Source organism: Leminorella richardii (assembly GCF_900478135.1).
Classification (GTDB): domain Bacteria; phylum Pseudomonadota; class Gammaproteobacteria; order Enterobacterales; family Enterobacteriaceae; genus Leminorella; species Leminorella richardii.
Map to the genome: position 1 here is coordinate 2,238,284 of NZ_LS483470.1, position 19,857 is coordinate 2,258,140.

Here is a 19,857-nt window from a genome sequence, read left to right on the forward strand (position 1 = left end):
GCGTATTGTTAATCTTGTTACTTATTAATGTCGCTTCGTACTTTGCGAGGAGACGCTATTTATTTTTTTCGGCTATCCTATTTTGATGCCATAAAAAAGGGAGAGAGGGAATGTCGACGGCGCTCGAAGAAGACCTGATCCAACGATTAGTACAAGGAACCTGCGCAGACCCCTTTTCTCTCTTAGGGCCTCACGCCTCGCCGGAAGGGCTAATGATAAACGCCTTCCTGCCCGATGCTACCCGCGTTATCGTTCTGGATAAAGACAGCGGTTCTGGGCTGCTTACCCTGAAGCCAAGCCACTATGCGGGATTCTTTTCCGGTACCCTTCCCCCTAGAGAACAGCCCTATCGCTATCAGCTTGCCGTTGAGTGGGGGGACTATCGTCAGGTGATCGAAGATCCCTACCGATTTGGCCTTTTGCTGAGAGAAATGGACGGATGGCTGCTGTCAGAGGGCACTCACCTGCGCCCCTATGAACAGCTCGGCGCTCATCCGATGCGGCTGGACGACGTTGACGGTACCGCGTTTGCCGTATGGGCGCCTAACGCCCAGCGCGTTTCGGTGATCGGGGAATTCAACTACTGGGACGGCCGTTGCCATCCAATGCGCCTTCGAGCAGAAAGCGGCATCTGGGAGCTGTTTCTTCCCCACGTTGAGGAAGGCCGACTGTACAAATATGAAATTATTGACGCCGACGGTCAGACTCGTCTGAAAGCCGATCCCTACGCTTTTGACGGGGAAATACGCCCTGAAACCGCGTCCAGAACCGCCGTTCAGCCACCCTACACTGCCATGCCGTCTTGGCGGCAGCAGGCTAACGGCCTTTCTGCACCAATGTCGATTTATGAAGTTCATCTAGGCTCTTGGCAGCGCGGTGAAGGCGGTCAGTGGCTTAGCTATCGCGAACTGGCCGAGCGCCTTATCCCTTATGTGAAATGGATGGGCTTTACCCATATCGAGCTGCTGCCTATCCACGAGCACCCGTTCGACGGCTCTTGGGGCTATCAGCCCGTTGGCCTCTATGCGCCAACCCGCCGCTTTGGCTCTCCTGACGACTTTCGCTATTTGATCGACTGTGCACACAAAGAAGGAATCAACGTACTGCTGGACTGGGTCCCCGGTCACTTCCCCAATGATGAACACGGTCTGATCAGGTTTGACGGCACTGAGCTGTATGAGTACGCCGATCCCCGCGAGGGCTTCCATCAGGACTGGAATACGCTGATCTACAACTACGATCGCCATGAAGTTCATAACTATCTCACTGGCAACGCCCTGTACTGGCTGGAGCGCTTTGGCCTCGACGGCCTGCGCGTTGACGCTGTCGCCTCTATGCTCTATCGCGACTACAGCCGGGCTGCGGGAGAGTGGGTGCCGAACCGCTACGGTGGGCGAGAAAACCTTGAGGCCATTGAATTTCTTCGCACGACCAATAAAACCATCGGTGCGCAGCGGCCAGGTGCTGCCGTGATTGCAGAAGAGTCGACTGACTTTCCCGGCGTTACGCTGCCGCCGGAAGACGGCGGATTGGGCTTTCACTACAAGTGGAATCTCGGCTGGATGCACGACACTCTCGACTATATGTCCCTCGATCCCATTTACCGCAAGCACCACCACGGCCTGATGACCTTCGGCATGCTGTACGCCTATTCCGAAAACTTCGTCCTGCCCCTATCGCACGATGAGGTCGTCCACGGCAAGCGTTCACTGTTAGGCCGCATGCCGGGCGATACCTGGCAACAGTTTGCCAACCTGCGCGCCTACTACGCCTTTATGTGGGGCTATCCGGGGAAAAAGCTGCTGTTTATGGGGGGGGAATTTGCACAGGGAAGAGAGTGGAACCACGATTCAAGCCTCGACTGGCACCTGCTTGATGACGTCAACGACGGCTGGCACAGCGGCGTTCAGCAACTGTTGCGCGACTTGAACCACCACTATAAAAATCTGCCGCCTCTTTATCAGCTCGACTTCTGCCCAGAAGGCTTTGAATGGCACGTAGTAGACGACAGCGATAACTCGGTATTTGCCTTTCTTCGCCGCGATGAGCAGGGTAATGAAGTTTTGGTAGTCAGCAACTTTACCCCTGTCCTAAGGCAAGGCTATCGCATCGGTGTAGCGCATTCCGGCTTTTGGAAAGAGGTGCTGAATACCGACGCAGGCCTCTACCGAGGCGGTAATGCAGGCAACTTCGGCGGCGTTCACAGCGATGACATACCCGCTCATCAGAAGCCCTTCTCTCTGTCTCTGACGCTGCCGCCGCTGTCAACCCTCTACTTTGTCCGGGAGGGATAGCGTGACGGCAGCAATAGCAGCGGCTCTGGCGGCCGGAAGGCCCTATCCCTTTGGCTGTTACTACGACGGCCAGGGTGTCAACTTTGCAATCTACTCCGCTGACGCCCAGCGCGTAGAGCTGTGCCTGTTCGACGAACAGGGCAGCGAACAGCGTTTACCCCTTCCCTGTCGTAGTGGAGATGTCTGGCACGGCTACCTGCCGGGTGGTCTTCCCGGTCAGCGCTACGGCTATCGGCTTTATGGCCAGTGGGAGCCCTCACGTGGACTACGCTTTAACCCACAGAAGCTGACGATTGATCCCTATAGCCGCGCGCTAGACAGCAAAGTTCCTGACGCTCCGTCGCTGTACGATCGCGAACCGCCCCCTAATTCACAGGACAATGCGCAGTTTGTCCCAAAAAGCGTCGTCGTGCACGAATCCTACGACTGGCAGAACGACAGTCGCCCTTGCGTGCCCTGGTGTAACACCGTTATCTACGAAGCTCACGTTCGCGGCTTGACTAAAATGCATCCCGCTATTCCTGAGGCACTGCAGGGAACTTACGCGGGGCTCGCTCATCCCGCAGCAATCGCTCACTTGCTCAAGCTCGGGATCACCACGCTTGAACTGATGCCGATCCAGTTTCACGTTGACGAACCCCGGCTGCAAAGCATGGGGCTTAGCAACTACTGGGGCTATAACGTGCTGGCGCCGTTTGCCGTAGAGCCTCGATACTGGTCACAACGGCCCGGCTCGACGCCGCTGTCGGAATTTCGCGATCTGGTCAAAGCCCTGCATCTGGCTGGCATCGAAGTTATTTTGGACGTCGTCTTTAACCACACCGCCGAGCTGGATGAATTCGGCCCTACGCTCTCTCTGCGCGGTATTGACAACCGAAGCTACTACTGGTTGGAAGAAAACGGACAGTACGCCAACTGGAGCGGCTGCGGCAACGCCCTGCGGCTCAGTCATCCCGCGGGGATTCAGTACGCTCTCGACTGCCTGCGCTTTTGGGCAACCGAATGCCGCGTTGACGGCTTTCGGTTCGATCTCGGCGTTTCACTAGGCAGAACGCCGGATTTTTCGCCTTCGTCCCCCCTACTCGTGGCGCTACAAAACGATCCACTGCTGTCGACCCTTAAGCTCATCGCTGAACCTTGGGATCTCGGTCCCGGCGGCTATCGTCTGGGAGAATTTCCCCAGCCGTTTGGCGAATGGAACGATCGCTTTCGCGACACCGTGCGTCGCTTCTGGCTCAGAGGCGACGTCGGGCTTGGTGAATTCGCCCGTCGTCTAGCGGCTTCCAGCGATATTTTTGCACACCACGGACGTCAGCCCTGCGCATCGGTCAACCTCATTACCGCTCACGACGGCTTCACCCTCAGAGACTTAGTAAGCTTTGACCACAAGCATAATCAGGCTAATGGGGAAGATAACCGAGACGGACACGGCGAAAACTACAGCGCTAATCACGGTTATGAAGGGCTTGAGGCACCAGATGACATTTTACAGCACCGGCTCAGATCCACACGCTCGCTGCTGGCCACCCTGCTGCTGTCGCAGGGAACGCCGCAAATATTAGCGGGAGATGAACTGGGCAACAGTCAGGAAGGAAACAATAACGCCTACTGCCAGGACTCCCCCATAGCCTGGATTGACTGGTCATCGGCAGACGACTCTCTGACGGCGTTCGTGTCCGGCCTGATTTCTCTGCGTAAGCGCATCCCGGCGCTCACCTCACCGCTATGGTGGCAGGGAGACGCCAAAACGCAGGACGTCCAGTGGATAAATGCCGAAGGCAGTCCTATGACGCCTGAACAATGGGAACAGCCCGACCGGCGAACGCTGCTGGTAGTGCTTTCTGAAAAGTGGCTGGTGGTCATTAACGCCAGCAATATGTCGCAGCCTCTTAACCTGCGACAAACACAGTGGGAAATTGCCGCGCCCTTTTCCCACGACGATATCGACATTCAGGGCGAGCTGTACGCTGCGCGCCCCAACAGCATGACCGTATTGCATAAAAAACGTTAGCGACGCTGCGTTGCGTCTTTTTGTCATTTTTACTTTTTATAGGAACATTTGATGTCTGGAGGAAACATGGTTAGATCGGATGCCAATCACAAGCTGATGCTGGCAAGGCAACTCCCTAAACAGTCCGTCGCGCTGATCCTTGCCGGAGGTCGCGGCTCTCGCCTGAAGGACTTGACCTCCAAGCGGGCTAAGCCTGCGGTACACTTTGGCGGCAAGTTCCGCATCATCGACTTCGCGCTGTCTAACTGCATGAACTCAGGCATCCGCCGCATTGGCGTTTTAACACAGTATCACTCCCACTCGCTGGTACAGCACATCCAGCGCGGCTGGTCGTTTCTCAACGAAGAGATGAACGAATTTGTCGATCTGCTGCCCGCCCAGCAGCGTGAAGACCACGAAGAGTGGTATCGCGGCACCGCCGACGCCATCTACCAAAACCTGGACATCATTCGTCGCTACAGCGCCGAGTACGTGGTTATTCTTGCCGGTGACCATATCTACAAGATGGACTACTCCCGCATGCTGCTTGACCACGTAGAAAAAGGCAGCCAGTGTACCGTCGCCTGTATTGCCGTTCCTCGCTCTGAGGCCTCTGGCTTTGGCGTTATGGACATTACGGAAGATCACCGCATCGTCAACTTTTTGGAAAAGCCGGAGAATCCGCCCGCCATGCCCGGCGACCCAGACGTGTCGCTGGCCAGTATGGGGGTTTATGTGTTTAACGCTCAGTACCTGTATCAACTGCTGGAAGAAGAGAGCCTAAATCAGGACACTCATCACGACTTTGGTCAGGATCTTATTCCCAAAGCCGTCGCTCAGGGAGTCGCGTGGGCTCACCCATTCAACCTCTCCTGCGTCACCTCAGACGTCAACGCTCAGCCCTACTGGCGCGACGTCGGTACCATTGACGCCTACTGGAGCGCCAACCTCGATTTGGCCTCGGTAATGCCAGAGCTGGACATGTACGACACCACTTGGCCTATTCGTACCTACATGGAGCCTCTGCCTCCGGCCAAGTTTGTTCAGGATCGCTCCGGCAGTCACGGAATGACCATGAACTCGCTGATCGGCGCGGGCTGCATTATTTCCGGTTCTGTAGTGCTGAACTCCGTGCTGTTTCCCCGCGTTCGCGTGAACTCGTTTTGCACACTGGACTCTGCTGTGGTGCTGCCAGATGTTCACATCGGCCGCTCCTGTCGACTGCGGCGATGCATTATCGATCGCGCCTGTCACCTGCCGGAAGGGCTGGTCGTTGGAGAAAACGTGGAAGAAGACGAACGCCGTTTTTACCGCTCTTCGGGCGGTATCGTCCTGATAACCCGAGAAATGCTGGCAAAAATGGACAAATAGTCCTCTTTGGGTATCCAACCCTTCATTGGCGAGGGATGCCGAACAGTGCTTAGATTAACGTAGTGAGTATTTTTTAATCGGGAGTATGGATGCGAGTTTTACACGTCTGTTCAGAACTTTTCCCTCTGCTGAAAACCGGCGGCTTGGCTGACGTGCTTGGTGCACTGCCTCAGGCACAGATCGCCGCAGGCGCTGACGTTCGCCTGCTAATGCCGGGATTTCCCGCACTGATGCAGCAGATCCACCCCACCTCGGCGGTAGCAGAAATAGACACATTTGCGGGCAGAGTAACTCTGCGCTACGGCAGCTATAACGGCGTCGGCGTTTATCTGATTGACGCGCCACACCTTTATGACAGACCGGGTAGCCCCTATCACGACGCCTCGCAGCACGAGTATGCCGACAACTACAGGCGCTTTGGCCTGCTGGGCTGGATAGCCTGTGAGCTCGCCTGTGGGCTAGACGCCCTCTGGCGGCCTGAAGTGGTACACGGACACGACTGGCACGCCGGGCTGGCTAGCGCCTACCTGGCCGCACGCGGCTATCCGGCACGTTCGGTGTTCACCGTTCACAATCTGGCCTATCAGGGGCTGTTTTCTTCCCGCCATATGAACGAGCTGTATTTGCCATCGCACTTTCTACAGCCGGAGGGATTAGAGTTTTACGGGCAAATTTCCTACCTAAAGGCCGGCCTTTACTACTCTGATATGGTCACCGCCGTTAGCCCAACCTATGCCGAAGAGATAACCCAAGCGGAATACGGCTTTGGCATGGAAAATCTGCTCAAACAGCGGCAGGAGCACGGCAAGCTGGCAGGCATCCTCAACGGCGTGGACTACGAAGTTTGGAGCCCGGAGAAAGACGCTCTGCTGTCTTTCGACTACAGCAGCAGTAAGCTGGCGGATAAGGCCAAAAACAAAGCGCAGCTTCAGTCTAAAACAGGGCTGGATACGGTAACCGATGCCCCTCTGTTTGCCGTCGTTAGCCGCTTAAGCGCGCAAAAAGGTCTAGACCTGCTGCTGCAGGCACTGCCCGACCTTCTGGATCGCGGCGGGCAGTTAGTTCTGCTGGGCAGCGGCGATGAAGCGCTACAGGAAGCCTATCTGGACGCGGCTCGCCGTCACCCTAAACAAGTGGCGGTGAAAATCGGCTATGACGAAACGCTGGCTCACCACATTATTGGCAGTGCCGACGTGATTCTGGTACCCAGCCGGTTTGAGCCCTGCGGCTTGACCCAGCTTTACGGGCTTCGCTATGGCACTCTGCCGCTGGTGCGTCATACCGGAGGGCTGGCCGACACCGTCTCTGACTGCTCGCTGGAAAATCTGGCGGACAAAAGCGCAACCGGATTTGTCTTTCACGACAGCCGGGTAGAGGCTCTCAGCAGCGCTATTCGACGCGCTTTCGCTCTGTGGGCCGAACCGCCCCGCTGGCGCCGCGTACAAAAACAGGCCATGGCAATGGACTTTAGCTGGCACAACGCCGCACAAAAATATCTCGCGCTGTATCAAAAGCTGGGATAACGCACTTAGCGCCGAAGGCTAACCTTCGGCAAAAATGGATTTTTATCGCTTTACGGCGAGTCAACAAACGGGTGGAAAACAGAAACATGTCACAATTTAACTTTGAGTCACCCTCAGAGCGCATCATGAACCTGAAGACGTCTATTCAGGAAAAGTTAAAGTTTGTTATCGGTAAAGAGCCCGCGCTGGCCACCGAACACGACTGGCTCAACGCCGTCTCCTTTGTCGTACGCGACATGATGGTTGAACGCTGGCTGCGTTCGACTCGCGCCCACTTCTCTCAGTCCGGCCGTCGAGTGTCCTACCTGTCGATGGAGTTTCTTATTGGTCGCACCCTTTCCAACTCGCTGCTAAACCTCGGCATTTACGATGAGCTTTCAGAAGCACTGGGGGATATGGGGCTCAACATCGAACAGCTTATCGGTGAAGAAGACGATCCCGGACTCGGCAACGGCGGCCTGGGGCGACTGGCCGCCTGCTTCCTCGACTCACTGGCTACTCTTGGGCTACCTGCGCGTGGATACGGCCTGCGCTACGAATACGGGATGTTCAAACAAAACATTGTTGACGGCCAGCAGGCTGAATCACCGGACAACTGGCTAGAATACGGCAACGCGTGGGAATTCCCGCGCCACAACGTGCGACATAAGGTGTTTTTCGGCGGCCGAGTGCAAACCGAAGGTAAAATCTCCCGCTGGGTAGAAACGGAAGAAATTTTGGCCTGTGCCTACGACCAGATTATCCCCGGCTATGATACCGACGCGACCAACACACTGCGCCTGTGGTCGGCGCGCGCCAGTAATGAAATCAATCTCGGTAAGTTTAATCAGGGGGACTACTTTGCCGCCGTTGAGGATAAAAACAACTCTGAGAACGTTTCCCGCGTGCTCTACCCCAACGACGCTACCAGCTCAGGGCGCGAACTGCGCCTCAAGCAAGAGTACTTTCTGGTTTCCGCTACGCTACAGGACATTCTGTACAGCCACTGGCGCGCCTACGAAACTTACGACAACCTGCCGGAAAAGGTTGCTATCCACCTGAACGACACGCACCCGGTTCTGGCCATCCCTGAGCTGATGCGCCTACTGATTGACTACCACCGCTTCACGTGGGAAGACGCTTGGGAGATGACTATCCGCATCTTCTCCTACACCAACCACACTCTGATGAGCGAAGCGCTGGAAACATGGCCGGTGGACATGATGGGTAAAATCCTGCCGCGCCACTTGCAGATTATCTTTGAAATCAACGAGTACTTCCTGAAGATCGTGAAAGAGCAGTACCCGGACGATGCCGACCTGCTGAGGCGCGTGTCCCTGATCGACGAAACTAACGGTCGTCGAGTCAGAATGGCGTGGCTGGCAGTCATTGGCGGCCACAAGGTAAACGGCGTTTCGGCGCTGCACTCTGAGTTGATGGTCACGTCGCTGTTTGCTGACTTTGCCAAAATATTCCCGCATCACTTTTGCAATAAAACCAACGGCGTTACCCCTAGGCGCTGGCTGGGTCTTGCCAACAAGCCGCTGTCAGAGCTGCTGGATAACAGTATTGACCGCACTTGGCGCACCGATCTGAGCAAGCTGTCCGCGCTGAACGAGCTGGTGGACTACCCTTCGTTTATCGACCAAATCAAGAAGGCCAAATACACTAACAAAAAAGCGCTGGCGGAATATATTGCTACCCATCTGAATGTCGTCGTCAACCCTAATGCGCTGTTTGACGTGCAGATTAAACGCATTCATGAGTACAAGCGCCAGCTGCTTAACCTGCTTCAGGTTATTACGCGCTATAACCGTATTCTGAAAGCACCTAACGATCCGTGGGTGCCTAGAGTAGTGATATTCGCGGGTAAGGCCGCCTCTTCCTACGTAAACGCCAAGCTGATTATTCGGCTGATTAACGATGTCGCTAAAGTCATTAACAACGATGCTCGCGTACAAAACCGCCTGAAAGTGGTCTTTATCCCTAACTACAGTGTCAGCCTGGCACAGATGATTATTCCTGCAGCGGATCTGTCAGAACAGATTTCACTGGCGGGCACTGAGGCCTCCGGCACCAGCAACATGAAGTTTGCCCTCAACGGCGCGCTCACTATCGGCACGCTCGACGGCGCCAACGTGGAAATGCGTGAACACGTCGGTGAAGAAAATATCTTTATCTTCGGCAATACCACTGAGCAGGTCAGCGAATTGCGCAATAACGGCTACAACCCTCGCCAGATCTACGAGGAGGACGCCGAGCTACACCAAACTCTCAGCCAAATCGCTACCGGCGTCTTCAGCCCAGAAGAGCCCTACCGATACAGTGCGCTGTTTGATTCACTAGTGAACTTCGGTGACTACTATCAGCTGCTGGCTGACTACCGTTCCTACCTTAACGCACAGGAAAGCGTGGATAGGCTGTATCAAAAGCCGAATACCTGGGCGCGTAAGGCGGCGTTGAACATTGCCAACATGGGCTATTTTTCTTCTGACCGGACGATTCAAGAGTACGCGGAAGAAATCTGGGAAATCAAACCCACCAAGCTGTAGGCTGACGCCATGGAAAAAACGTTCCATACGGGTGCCGCCGAGTGCGAAGCGCGCGAGCGGCGCCGCTACGACAGTGCGGGCATTGCCCGCGACTACGTCAACGCAGCCGGAAAAAGAGAGTCTATTTCTGATGCATCGCGCCAAAAGCTTTATGAAGCGATGTCTCAGGAACGTCTTGACGGCGATGCGCTGTCGCCGGTTTACGTTTTTCGTCAGAGAGAAAGTTACAGCGTCACCATAAATAGCCCTGGCCTCTATCAGTGGCGCCTCAGGCCTGAGGACTATGCAGACCGTTCGGCCGACGGCGACGGGCGCTATGAAGGAGAACTTCTCGCACCAAGCCTAGCGCTTTCTCTTCCTGGCAGTCTGGCCTGCGGCTATTATCATCTTACCCTGCGGGCAGGCGCTCAATTCTGGCATTCGCGAATTGTGATTGCCCCTCATCGCTGTTTTGAACGTCCGCCCAATGAAAAGCTGTGGGGCATGTGCGTTCAGCTTTATACGCTGCGATCTGAAGAGGACTGGGGCATTGGTGACTTCAGTACGCTCAAGGACGCGCTGTACCAAACCGCTCGGCGCGGCGGCGCGTTTGTCGGCGTCAACCCGCTGCACGCTCTGTATCCGGCGGTACCGGAGAATGCCAGCCCTTATAGCCCCTCTTCACGCACCGCGCTTAACGTTATCTATATCGATGTGCTGTCAGTGCCCGAGTTTCGAGCCAGCGCTGCGGCTCAGCGCTGGTGGCAAGAAGAGGTAACGCAGTGCGAATGGCGTCGCCTGCGGAGCACCGATTCCGTCGACTATTCGGCGGTTGCAGCCCTTAAACTGCATGCCCTCCGGCTAGCGTGGCAAGCGTTTAGCGACACAGCGCGCCAGCAGGCCTTTCAGCGCTTTCAGGACGAACGCGGTGAATCACTTATCCGTCAGGCGGAATTTGACGCCCTGCACGAGCACCTAAAGCAACAGAACGCAAACGCATGGGGATGGCCCGTCTGGCCTGACGCGTATCGCCAACCGAACTCTGACGCAGTTCGCCAGTTTGTCAAAGCGCATCAGGACGACGTTCAGTTTTATGTCTGGCTACAGTGGTTAGCCCACCAGCAGCTTGGCGAGTGCTTTACCCTATCCCGAAGGCTGGGTATGGCCGTTGGCCTGTACGGTGACTTGGCGGTTGGCGTCGCCGAGGGCGGTGTGCAAACCTGGTGTGATCGCACGCTTTATCGCCTGAAAGCCTCCATTGGCGCGCCGCCCGACCCTCTTGGGCCACAGGGACAAAACTGGGGGCTGCCTCCGATGGATCCTCACGTTTTGCGGCAGCGCGCCTATAGCCCGTTTATCGACGTGCTGCGCGCTAACATGCGCTATTTTGGCGCTTTGCGCGTTGACCACGTAATGTCGCTACTGCGGCTATGGTGGATCCCCTACGGTGAAACTGCCAGCGCGGGCGGCTACGTGAACTATCCCCTTGACGACCTGCTGGCTATTTTGGCGCTGGAAAGCCAGCGCCACCGCTGCGCGATTATTGGAGAAGATCTGGGCATTGTGCCACCGGAGATTGTGCAAAAGCTGCGAGAGGCCGGAGTTCTGTCCTATAAGGTGCTCTATTTCGAACAGCAGAGTGATGGATTTCGCCCCCCCGAGCGCTATTTCCCTCAGTCACTGGCGACGCCAACTACCCACGATTTGCCTACGCTTATCGGCTACTGGCAAAAAGGCGATCTCATCCTTGGTGAATCACTGGGTATCTATCCGGATGCCGATGTTTTAACCTCTCTGCAACGGGCACGCGATGATGACAAGCGGGCACTGGCAAAGCTGCTGGTTGAGCGAGGCCTCTTGGCTGAACTCCCCTCGTTCGATACGATGACAGACGGGCTAAACACCGCCCTACACCGCTTTGTCGCTTCGACATCAAGCCAGATGGTCGGCATCCAGCCCGAAGACTGGCTGCGTGTAGCAACACCTGTTAACGTACCAGGAACGTCGGATCAGTACCCTAACTGGCGCAGAAGGCTACCGGCCTCCCTTGCCTACGCCTTTGAAAGTCCGCTGGGTCAAAAACTGTTGGAAGCCGTTCAGCAAGGCCGCGAAGGCTCGGTACCCGATGCTTGAAATTACTCAAGAACACCATAAGGAAACGCCGACGTGAACATCATCATAGAAACCCGAGACACTTTCACCGTTTATGGCATACGCCACTGTGGGCCGTATAGCGAAATCTATAAAGCGTTTGACGAGCTGTGGCGCTGGGCTCAGGCTGAAGGGCTAGAGTCGAGAGTTCTGTGCGCCCTTGCCGTTTATTACGATAACCCAACTACCAGAACCCCATCGCTGTGCCGTTCAGACGCCTGCTTACAGTTTGATGCACCGCTCGCCGATGAGCTGATGTCCGAGCTTATTCAACCCATCGACGTGCTCGGAGGCTGTTACGCCAAGTACCGGCACGTTGGCCCTTATGAAGCATTGGAATCTGTCTATAGCCATTTTTACCAAACGTGGCTGCCGCAAAGTGACTACCAGCGAACCGAGCTACCCTCGTTTGAAACGTATTTGAATAATCCGCGCACAACGGCGGTAGAAGCGCTGATTACCGAGGTCTATTTTCCTGTGGCGCCAAAGTAGTCTAATCGTATCGGTCTCTGGTCAACAATCTGGCGATACCTACAGCAGATTCATAGACCGAACAGGACAGGTCGATGTGAAGGATGGCTTAAGCATCGCCCTGTCTACCTCTCCTTCATATTGTTCACATTTCCCCTATCAGCGACCTAACACACATTTCACTCTACAGGATAAGTCTTCGTAAAAACGACGTGCTATATTTCCGTTTGCCTGCTGCTATCAAGGAAGGCTCGATAGCTTGCCACAGTCAAGTGCACTTAGCGTTCACCCTTTAGGGCTGAGCAGCAAAGTCCGCGCATCACACTTATCAAGGAGACACTAAAAGTGAACGTCACTATCGAAAACCGCCAGGAAGAAACTGTCTACGGCATCATCCATATTGGTCCCTATGAAGAACTCGGCGCCGCGTTTAACACAATGTGGCAGTGGGTAGTGGATAATGAACTACAGGCACGGACTCGGTCTTTCCTCGGTATTTACTACTGTAACCCGTGCGTAACGCCTGCTGCAGAGTGCCGCTCTGCGGCCTGTATTGGGTTTGATGCGCCGCTTACTGAGCCACTAAATGATGAAAGAGTTCAGACTATCAAGCTAGAAGCCGGACGCTATGCCCGCTACCGTCACGTCGGACCTTACGCCCAGCTTGGAGAAGCCTATGACAATGTCTATGGCAAATGGCTGCCCACCAGCGGCTATGAATGCCGAGAGCTGCCGCCGTTTGAAGTCTATCTCAACCATCCGGATGAAACGCCAGAGAGCGAGTTAATTACTGATATTTACGTTGCCCTCAAGGCATAGAAATACAAAGCGGGGGGAGATTTCCCCCCGCCAGTAAAAACAGCCAAATGAGAATGCGCTATTGAACACAGGTAGCAAATCCTGCTGTACCTGACGGACTTACCACATAGTTATCTGTGCCCGTCCCCTCTTCCATACCGCTGTAATAAGTGCCGCCGCTTTTGGTCTGCGACAGATAAACATAGCCTTTAGAAGAGAACGTTGATGGCCACCCTAATGTACTGAACACAGAATGCAGAGACTGCAGATCGCTGTACGTTGGCGCATTGCTTAGGCTTCCGCACTGAGCTGCAAAATCCCACTTGCTGGCGTCTACTGTGTGCGCCAGTGCCCAGATTTCATTATTCACCGTCGCAGCGGCTGGAACTGTAGCTCCCGACGGCAGCTCTGACTTCAGCAGTGGACGATGCAGCTGCTTACCGTTAATTGCCACTACGTCCTGCATATGCCCCCAGAAATAGGCGGTAGGCGCATTGGGGCTGGTGTTCACAGTAAAAATAGTCTCCAACGTTGATGTCACATTGGCATACTGATCCAACGTGACCGTCAAGGGCGTTTTATACCCCAGCGTATCATCCTGCCTGACAGTGAACGTGGCCGAGCCGTCGGCTCCCGTCATTCCCTGTAGTGAATTACCGCTCTCTGTCATTGTTACCGCACTGCCAGACGAAGGCTGTACCTTAAGATCGTCCATCGCATCCACATTGTCGTACAGCGTTGCCCCGCTGTTTCGCGGTGAAGCGGCGCCGCGCGTCAGTGTAAAGGCCACGTTTGGCACTGGGTTACCCATGCTGTCTTTCACTGTGACAGTAATAGGCATCGTGTCGCCTTTTTTCACCACAGCGGCCTGATAGTCCACATTAAAGTCTGTTGAGGTTAGCGTCACGCTAGATACCGTCGAGTGCGGGTTCACTAGGCAGGCCTGATATGCACGAGTCTTAGTATTTTCAACCACGCCATTGGTCAAGTCGATCGTCTGACACTTTCCTGTAGAGGTATGGGAGCACGCCGCATCGTTCGTCCACCATGCATAACCACCGCTTTTCACTGGCCAGCCAATCTCTGTTGCAATAGAGCCGTTAGGATAGCGGCCAATCAGCGAATTCAATTCGTCCAGCGAAGGATGACGGGCCTCCTCACACGGCGTCGTGCCGCTACCCACATTCTGTGCCCCTGTTGGTGTAGGCCAGCCTTCATTATTGAGTAATACCTTGGTTACCGAACCGCCCGCCGCTAATTCAGCCCACAGTTTCGGCCGTTCAAACACCGTACCGTCAGCCGCCGTCGCAGTCTCCGGCATATGCCCCCAGAAATTTGCCTTAGGCGTATCCGGGCTGGTCACCACGGTGAATATCGCGCTCAGCGTATTTGATGATAGTCCACTGCCGTCATCCGTTTGCGCCGTCAGAGGGATACGCGTCCCCATGCCTTTATTGGTTTGATGCAGGGTAAATTCCACCGTGCCATCCGGCCCCGTCCGGCTATAGTAGCGACTGGTATCATAAAAATATTCAGAGCTGTGACTGTAGCTGTCCTGCACAGAAACCTGCTTCGACATGGTGTCTATCGCAATCGTATTCGTGTTGCGGGCAACGGTCGTACCATGATTTAGCGTAAACGGCACGTTGCCCAGCGGCTGTCCTTGCGCGTCACGGGTTGTCACCTTTACCACTATGCTGTCCTTGCTGTTAACGTAGTCCGTTTTAGCTTTCACCCCATCATTGCCGTCATAGTTCGCCGTCTGCGCCGAGGTGAGCTCAATCGCGGCCACTTTAGGATTCGCAGTGGTTTGACAGGTTAAATAGTTCGCATCACTGGCCGCCTGTGTGCCACTGGTACCGTTGCTGAGCTGCACGCTTTTGTATTTACGGCTGTCCGTCGCCGCATCATCCGCCGTGCTGCTGACATAATTTTTTACCACCGGCCAGCCGTCTATCGCATGGCCTCCCCAGCCGCCGGACAGCGCGACCAGCGCATCCTGAGTTGGGATATAATCCGCACCGCAGCCGTTCAGATCTGTCGATTCCGCCTGAGCTTCGGTAAACAGCGCCCAGGTTTCATTATCCTCGACCTGACTTTTCCGCCCGCTGCTGCTGCCCAGCTCAGCAAGCAGCAGCGGGCGTTTAAACGTTATTCCTCCCGCCGTCAGCGTCTCCGGCATATGGCCCCACATTTTGGCTTTCTCGGTATCTGGGCTGGTGGGCACAGTGAAAATGGTGTCCATACTGGCTTTCTTCGTCGGATCTGAATACAGCGCCACCGTCAGCGCCGTTTTGGTACCGCGAGTGTCCGGTCGGGTAATATTGAGCATTTTACTGCCGCTGCTGTCGGTCATCGCTGTATAGGTGGCTGTCTTATCACTCAGTGTCATTTCGTCAGGCTGACCGCCGTCCACCACTACTGACGAAACCAGCGTACCACCGGCGCCTGCGATATATCTTTCAACGGGATAATGGGTATAGCCATCTCCGCGATTGAGGGTAAACGGCATGTCCGGCATCGGGTTGCCCTGCGCATCTTTCACCGTCACCTTGACCCGTAGCGTTTCGCCCTTTTTCAGCTTCGCCGCGTCTTCCGCTGCGTTCCACTGTGCCGGATCCACGACTTCCAGCGTAATGCTGGCGGCTGGCGCGTTTGCGGTAGTCAAACAGCTGACGTAAGTCGCAGATTCATTATTGTTCACCAGACTGCCGTCATTTAACCAGACCGTGTAGAGATGTGGTACTTTGTCCGCTGGAGAACTGCTCCAGTATGGCTGACGCTGCGTCGGCCAGCCGTGAACGGTTTGGACGGTGTTACCGCTGTTAGCGTTATATAAATCCATCAGCTGTGTCCGACGCGGCAGCATATTGGCGCCGCAGCCGCCTGCGCTGGTATTAGTCTGGCTCGCCTGCGCTACGCGTACCCAAATTTCGTTATTCTCAGTGATGGAACTCTGCGCATTCGCGACTTCTCTCGCCAGCTTGGGGCGGGTAAAGGTCAGGGAGCCAACAGTGATAGCGTCGTCCATATGCCCCCACATCTGTGCGCCCTCAACGTCAGGACTGGTGAGAGCAGTAAAGATCACACTGTAGTTAACGGTATTGGGTATTGAGGAACTAGCAGGGGCAATCGCCAGAGGCGTTTCCAACCCTACCCCCTGCGGCTGTTTAATGACTACGGTAGCGACACCCTGTGCATTCGTGGTGCCTGAATAGACCATTGAGGCTTGAGAAGCTCCAAAGAGAACACCGTTCATCTCCAGCGCTCCGTTAGTTGGATCGGTAAAGCCGGTGACCATTCCTTCCCGATTTCTGCTCGCTCCTTTTGTTATCGTAAACGCAGCATAAGGTACTGGTGAACCGTTAATGGCGTTGACAGTGTGCACCGTCATTGTAATGCTCTCACCCACTTTCACTTTTGCCTGTTTGGAACCGGGCGATGTCTCACTGTCAGTGTTTACCACAACCTGCATAACCGCTTCGTTGCCAGAACAGGTAAGATAGTTGGGCTTAAAGTTAGAATAACTGTCAACGCCGCCTCCGCCGAGATCAACGGATGAATAGGCGCCCGCCTGTTCCACTGCGGTCAGATAGTTATAGCTTTCTGTCGGCCAACCATATTCCGTACTGATAGCGTTTCCGGAGTGTGCGGTATAGAGACTTGACAGCGTGCTTTGGCGAGGAATATGCCCTACGCCGCACTCAGCCTGCATGCTGGTATTTTGATCGTACAGTGCCCAATCTTCATTGTTTTCGCGTACGGAACCTATCTCGTGGGTAGTTTCATCCGCCAGCAGTGGACGTTTAAACAGATTACCCGACTCCACAATTCCACGCGCCATATGCCCCCACATGCGGGCTTTGTCGCTGTCTGGGCTGGTGATAACGGTAAAGATAACGTCTTTGGCGTCTGTCGTAGAGAAATTGCTACGCATTCTCGCCGTGATATGTGTCTTAACGCCAGCACCCTCGGGTTGGCTCAGCGCCAGCGTTGCCTCGCCGTTAACATCCGTTATGCCTTCATAGGTGTGTGCATCCACGCGGTGCAGTCTAGTCCCTCCGGTAATCAGCACTGGATGCGTCTCCCATGAAGCATCAGTTTGGCCTTTACGATTAGTACCGCCATCAAGACTCAGTGAGAAGTAATAGTAGGCTAACGGCTGGTTGCCGTTCAATCTATCGGTAATGGACAGGCGCATAGTGGTGGTATCGCCCACCTTTACTTTCGTCGCATTCACTGACTCGTCAAGGCTTTCCGGTGTCAACACAATTACAGGATCAACATCAGGAGCGGCTTTATCCACGCAGCTAACCAGAAAAGTTGCGCTATCCGGTTTTTGTGCTTCGCTGCGGTTGGTCATATTTGCTGCATGGTGTAACCCTGTGCTCCCCTCCAGTGATGACCAGTAAAAGTCTCCCTGAATCGGCCACCCTAATTCGCTTTGTACCGAGGTAGAGATCACCGTCGCCAGTGCGCCAAACTGGCGCATTCCCGGCAGAATCGTACAGTGCCCATCCGCACCGCTCCAGGTAAACGTTGACCAGGTTTCATTATGGTCGACAACAGTCCCATTTTCATTGCCTACTTCAGCCGCCAGCTTCGGTCGACTAAAGGTATAGCCATGAGCCTCTTTCGTTTCCGACATGTGACCCCACATGTTGGCTTCCGGTACGTCAGGGCTTGTGAGAACGGTGAAAATCACCGCTGTTTCGCTGGTTTGAGAAATCCCCGGCAAGCCCGCAAACAGCGGCGTTTTTACGCCAAGGCCATTCGGCTGTGTCACCTCCACCGTAGCCACGCCGTTAGCATCAGTCGTACCGCGATACTCTGTCGCTGTTGTTGTCAGCTCAGTGGATCCCAACGCGACTGGAGCTGCATTATTCACAGCACCTTGACGATTCTTCGCATCTCCTCGTTTAATCACAAACGGAATATTGCCTGCTAGGTTGCCTTGGCAGTCCTTAGTCGTCACGGTTAACGTTATTTTACCACCCACCTTCGCTTTCGCCGCTGCCAGCGCCTCACTATAATCGCTGGTGCTAACGCTAACCAAGTCGCCCTGCGCTTCTGCGATCTTTAACGTTACTTTCTGATCAGTCAGTGAAACTACCCCTTCATTCGGCACTCCCGTCATCGTCAAGAGATACAGTAAAGGCACTGCCTCCTCCTGATTGACTTGCGGCCAGGCCACTAGCGTATGTCCGGCTAAGTTTTGAGAGCAAAATGAACGATTGCCAATGGGCTGTGGATTAAGCGGCGTTTCCGGTGTCGCAGCCTCAGCCCACACCAGCGAAACGCCGGGAGGCGTCTGGTTTTCCCAACGCAACATCGGCGGCGTAGCAAACAGATCGCCTTGAGCATCCTGAGGATTATTCAGCATCAGTTTTGTTGCCGCATCGTCAACGCTGAACTCACTCGGTTTAGCAAAGGCCTGAACGTCGTGAGTAACGCTAGGATCAAGCTGAACGCTACCCTGATAGATAGGAACACTAGCACTGTCAGCTGTCGGTACCGTACCGTTGATAGCACTGGTGCTGGAGGATGGGCTCTGCCACTCTTCCCCACTTTTTAACGCTGCCTGAGCGGATAGCGTAATAAGGGCTGACAGTATTCCAACCCCAGCAATTTTACTCAGTCTCGACATGCCGGACATAAAAGCCTCATCCGATTGATGTTTATATGCTTTTCAACACACTTTGCTTAACACTCTGCTAAGAAAAATACGCTGAAAACGCCATCCCCACAGGGAATGGCGTTTGTGATTTCAGAACTAGTTGTCGTTGCGCTTGTACTTGATGGATAAACCGTAACCCTGTACGCCATCGGCACCCGCGCCGTTGAAAATAGAGGTTGCTGCGGTATTAGTAGCCGGAATAACCAGATCGGCATTTTGGACACTAGAGTCTCCACCTGCTGTCCCCAGCTGCATACTGGTGCCGGTAAACACCCACTTATAGTCGTACTTGTTAGTAACGTCTTCGTCCCCGGTATTGAAGGTGTTGCTGTTATCCTTATCTTTGTACAGTCTTGCTTTGTAGGTGTGTTCTGTGTGCAGCTTAACGGTATTGCTGGCCAGCAGATCAACGGTAGGCTCTGTACTATCGTAGATCATGACCTTCACGCTATCGTCAACAACCGGGCCGGTTGGAATATCGTCACTGTCTGAACCACCGCCGTCGCTGCTGGACAGGTCAGTTAACACAAGCTGAGTGCCTGCATTTGGAGTACCGGTACTGGTAGTTGGGGTGATCTTAATCCCGATGTAGTAATCCGCATCCGCATCGGTAATAGTGTAAACGTCTTTACCCGTCGTACCGGAAATTTCCTGTGCGCCTGTGCCATCTTGTGATTTGGAACGAACCCAAACCACGGTACCTTTCGTCAATGCATTGACGTCTCCCGTGTTATTAGCGCCTTTATCTGTATCGCCCTGCTCGTCGCCAATCGCCCAGCTAACGGTAAGTTTATCGCCAATATGGAACTGTTTTCCGGCTGGGGTTGAGGGGTTCCTTGTGCCGTAATCAGATACTATTGTCACGTGATCCTTATCGGTAGGCCCCGTTGCCGTGGCAATCCACGGCACTGTCCCCTCAACATTTGCTGTTGAACCCGACACCTGCCATTCATTCGCCGCTCCTAGGTTTCCTCGCTCATCAGCAGCAATCGCTGCAGGAATTGAACAATACCCCGCAATCACCATCGCCAAAGCGACCTTCGTCAAGCGTTGCTTAACAACCCGTTTCATT

The 19,857-nt window shown here is 54.6% G+C and carries 10 protein-coding genes; 8 read left to right on the forward strand and 2 right to left on the reverse strand.

All coding sequences use genetic code 11. From position 1 onward, the window contains the following. Positions 1-110 precede the first annotated feature (110 nt). The 8 genes from glgB to DQM29_RS10315 all read left to right on the forward strand — a co-directional run bounded on the left by glgB (position 111) and on the right by DQM29_RS10315 (position 13,129). Positions 111-2,294: a 1,4-alpha-glucan branching protein GlgB gene (glgB, locus tag DQM29_RS10280; protein WP_111740608.1), complete on the forward strand. Its 2,184-nt coding sequence runs from the start codon at positions 111-113 to the stop codon at positions 2,292-2,294. A gap of 1 nt (position 2,295) precedes the next feature. Further along, entirely contained in the window at positions 2,296-4,305 is a 2,010-nt protein-coding gene (gene glgX, locus DQM29_RS10285) for a glycogen debranching protein GlgX (RefSeq protein ID WP_232054900.1), read from the forward strand. A 66-nt stretch (positions 4,306-4,371) separates the two neighbouring features. Continuing rightward, on the forward strand, positions 4,372-5,655 hold the full coding sequence (glgC, locus tag DQM29_RS10290) for a glucose-1-phosphate adenylyltransferase (RefSeq protein ID WP_111742067.1): 1,284 nt from the start codon (positions 4,372-4,374) through the stop codon (positions 5,653-5,655). A gap of 89 nt (positions 5,656-5,744) precedes the next feature. Next, positions 5,745-7,178, forward strand: coding sequence for a glycogen synthase GlgA (gene glgA, locus DQM29_RS10295; RefSeq protein ID WP_111740609.1), 1,434 nt, complete (start codon positions 5,745-5,747; stop codon positions 7,176-7,178). Positions 7,179-7,264: 86 nt separating this feature from the next. Next, positions 7,265-9,709: a glycogen phosphorylase gene (gene glgP / locus DQM29_RS10300; protein WP_111740610.1), complete on the forward strand. Its 2,445-nt coding sequence runs from the start codon at positions 7,265-7,267 to the stop codon at positions 9,707-9,709. Positions 9,710-9,718: 9 nt separating this feature from the next. After that, a complete protein-coding gene (malQ, locus tag DQM29_RS10305; RefSeq protein WP_111740611.1) occupies positions 9,719-11,821 on the forward strand; it encodes a 4-alpha-glucanotransferase in 2,103 nt (700 codons plus the stop codon). Positions 11,822-11,854: 33 nt separating this feature from the next. Then, positions 11,855-12,331: an AraC family transcriptional regulator gene (locus DQM29_RS10310; protein ID WP_111740612.1), complete on the forward strand. Its 477-nt coding sequence runs from the start codon at positions 11,855-11,857 to the stop codon at positions 12,329-12,331. 324 nt (positions 12,332-12,655) lie between these two features. Further along, a complete protein-coding gene (locus DQM29_RS10315; protein WP_170126522.1) occupies positions 12,656-13,129 on the forward strand; it encodes an AraC family transcriptional regulator in 474 nt (157 codons plus the stop codon). Between the two features lie 58 nt (positions 13,130-13,187). Here DQM29_RS10315 and DQM29_RS10320 read toward each other — a convergent pair whose 3' ends face one another. Next, the gene (locus tag DQM29_RS10320; protein WP_172622644.1) at positions 13,188-18,755 is read right to left on the reverse strand and encodes an adhesion domain-containing protein; all 5,568 of its coding nucleotides are present in this window, start codon (positions 18,753-18,755) and stop codon (positions 13,188-13,190) included. Positions 18,756-18,881: 126 nt separating this feature from the next. Continuing rightward, positions 18,882-19,856, reverse strand: coding sequence for a SinI family autotransporter-associated protein (locus DQM29_RS10325; RefSeq protein WP_111740615.1), 975 nt, complete (start codon positions 19,854-19,856; stop codon positions 18,882-18,884). Between the last annotated feature and the right edge of the window lies 1 nt (position 19,857).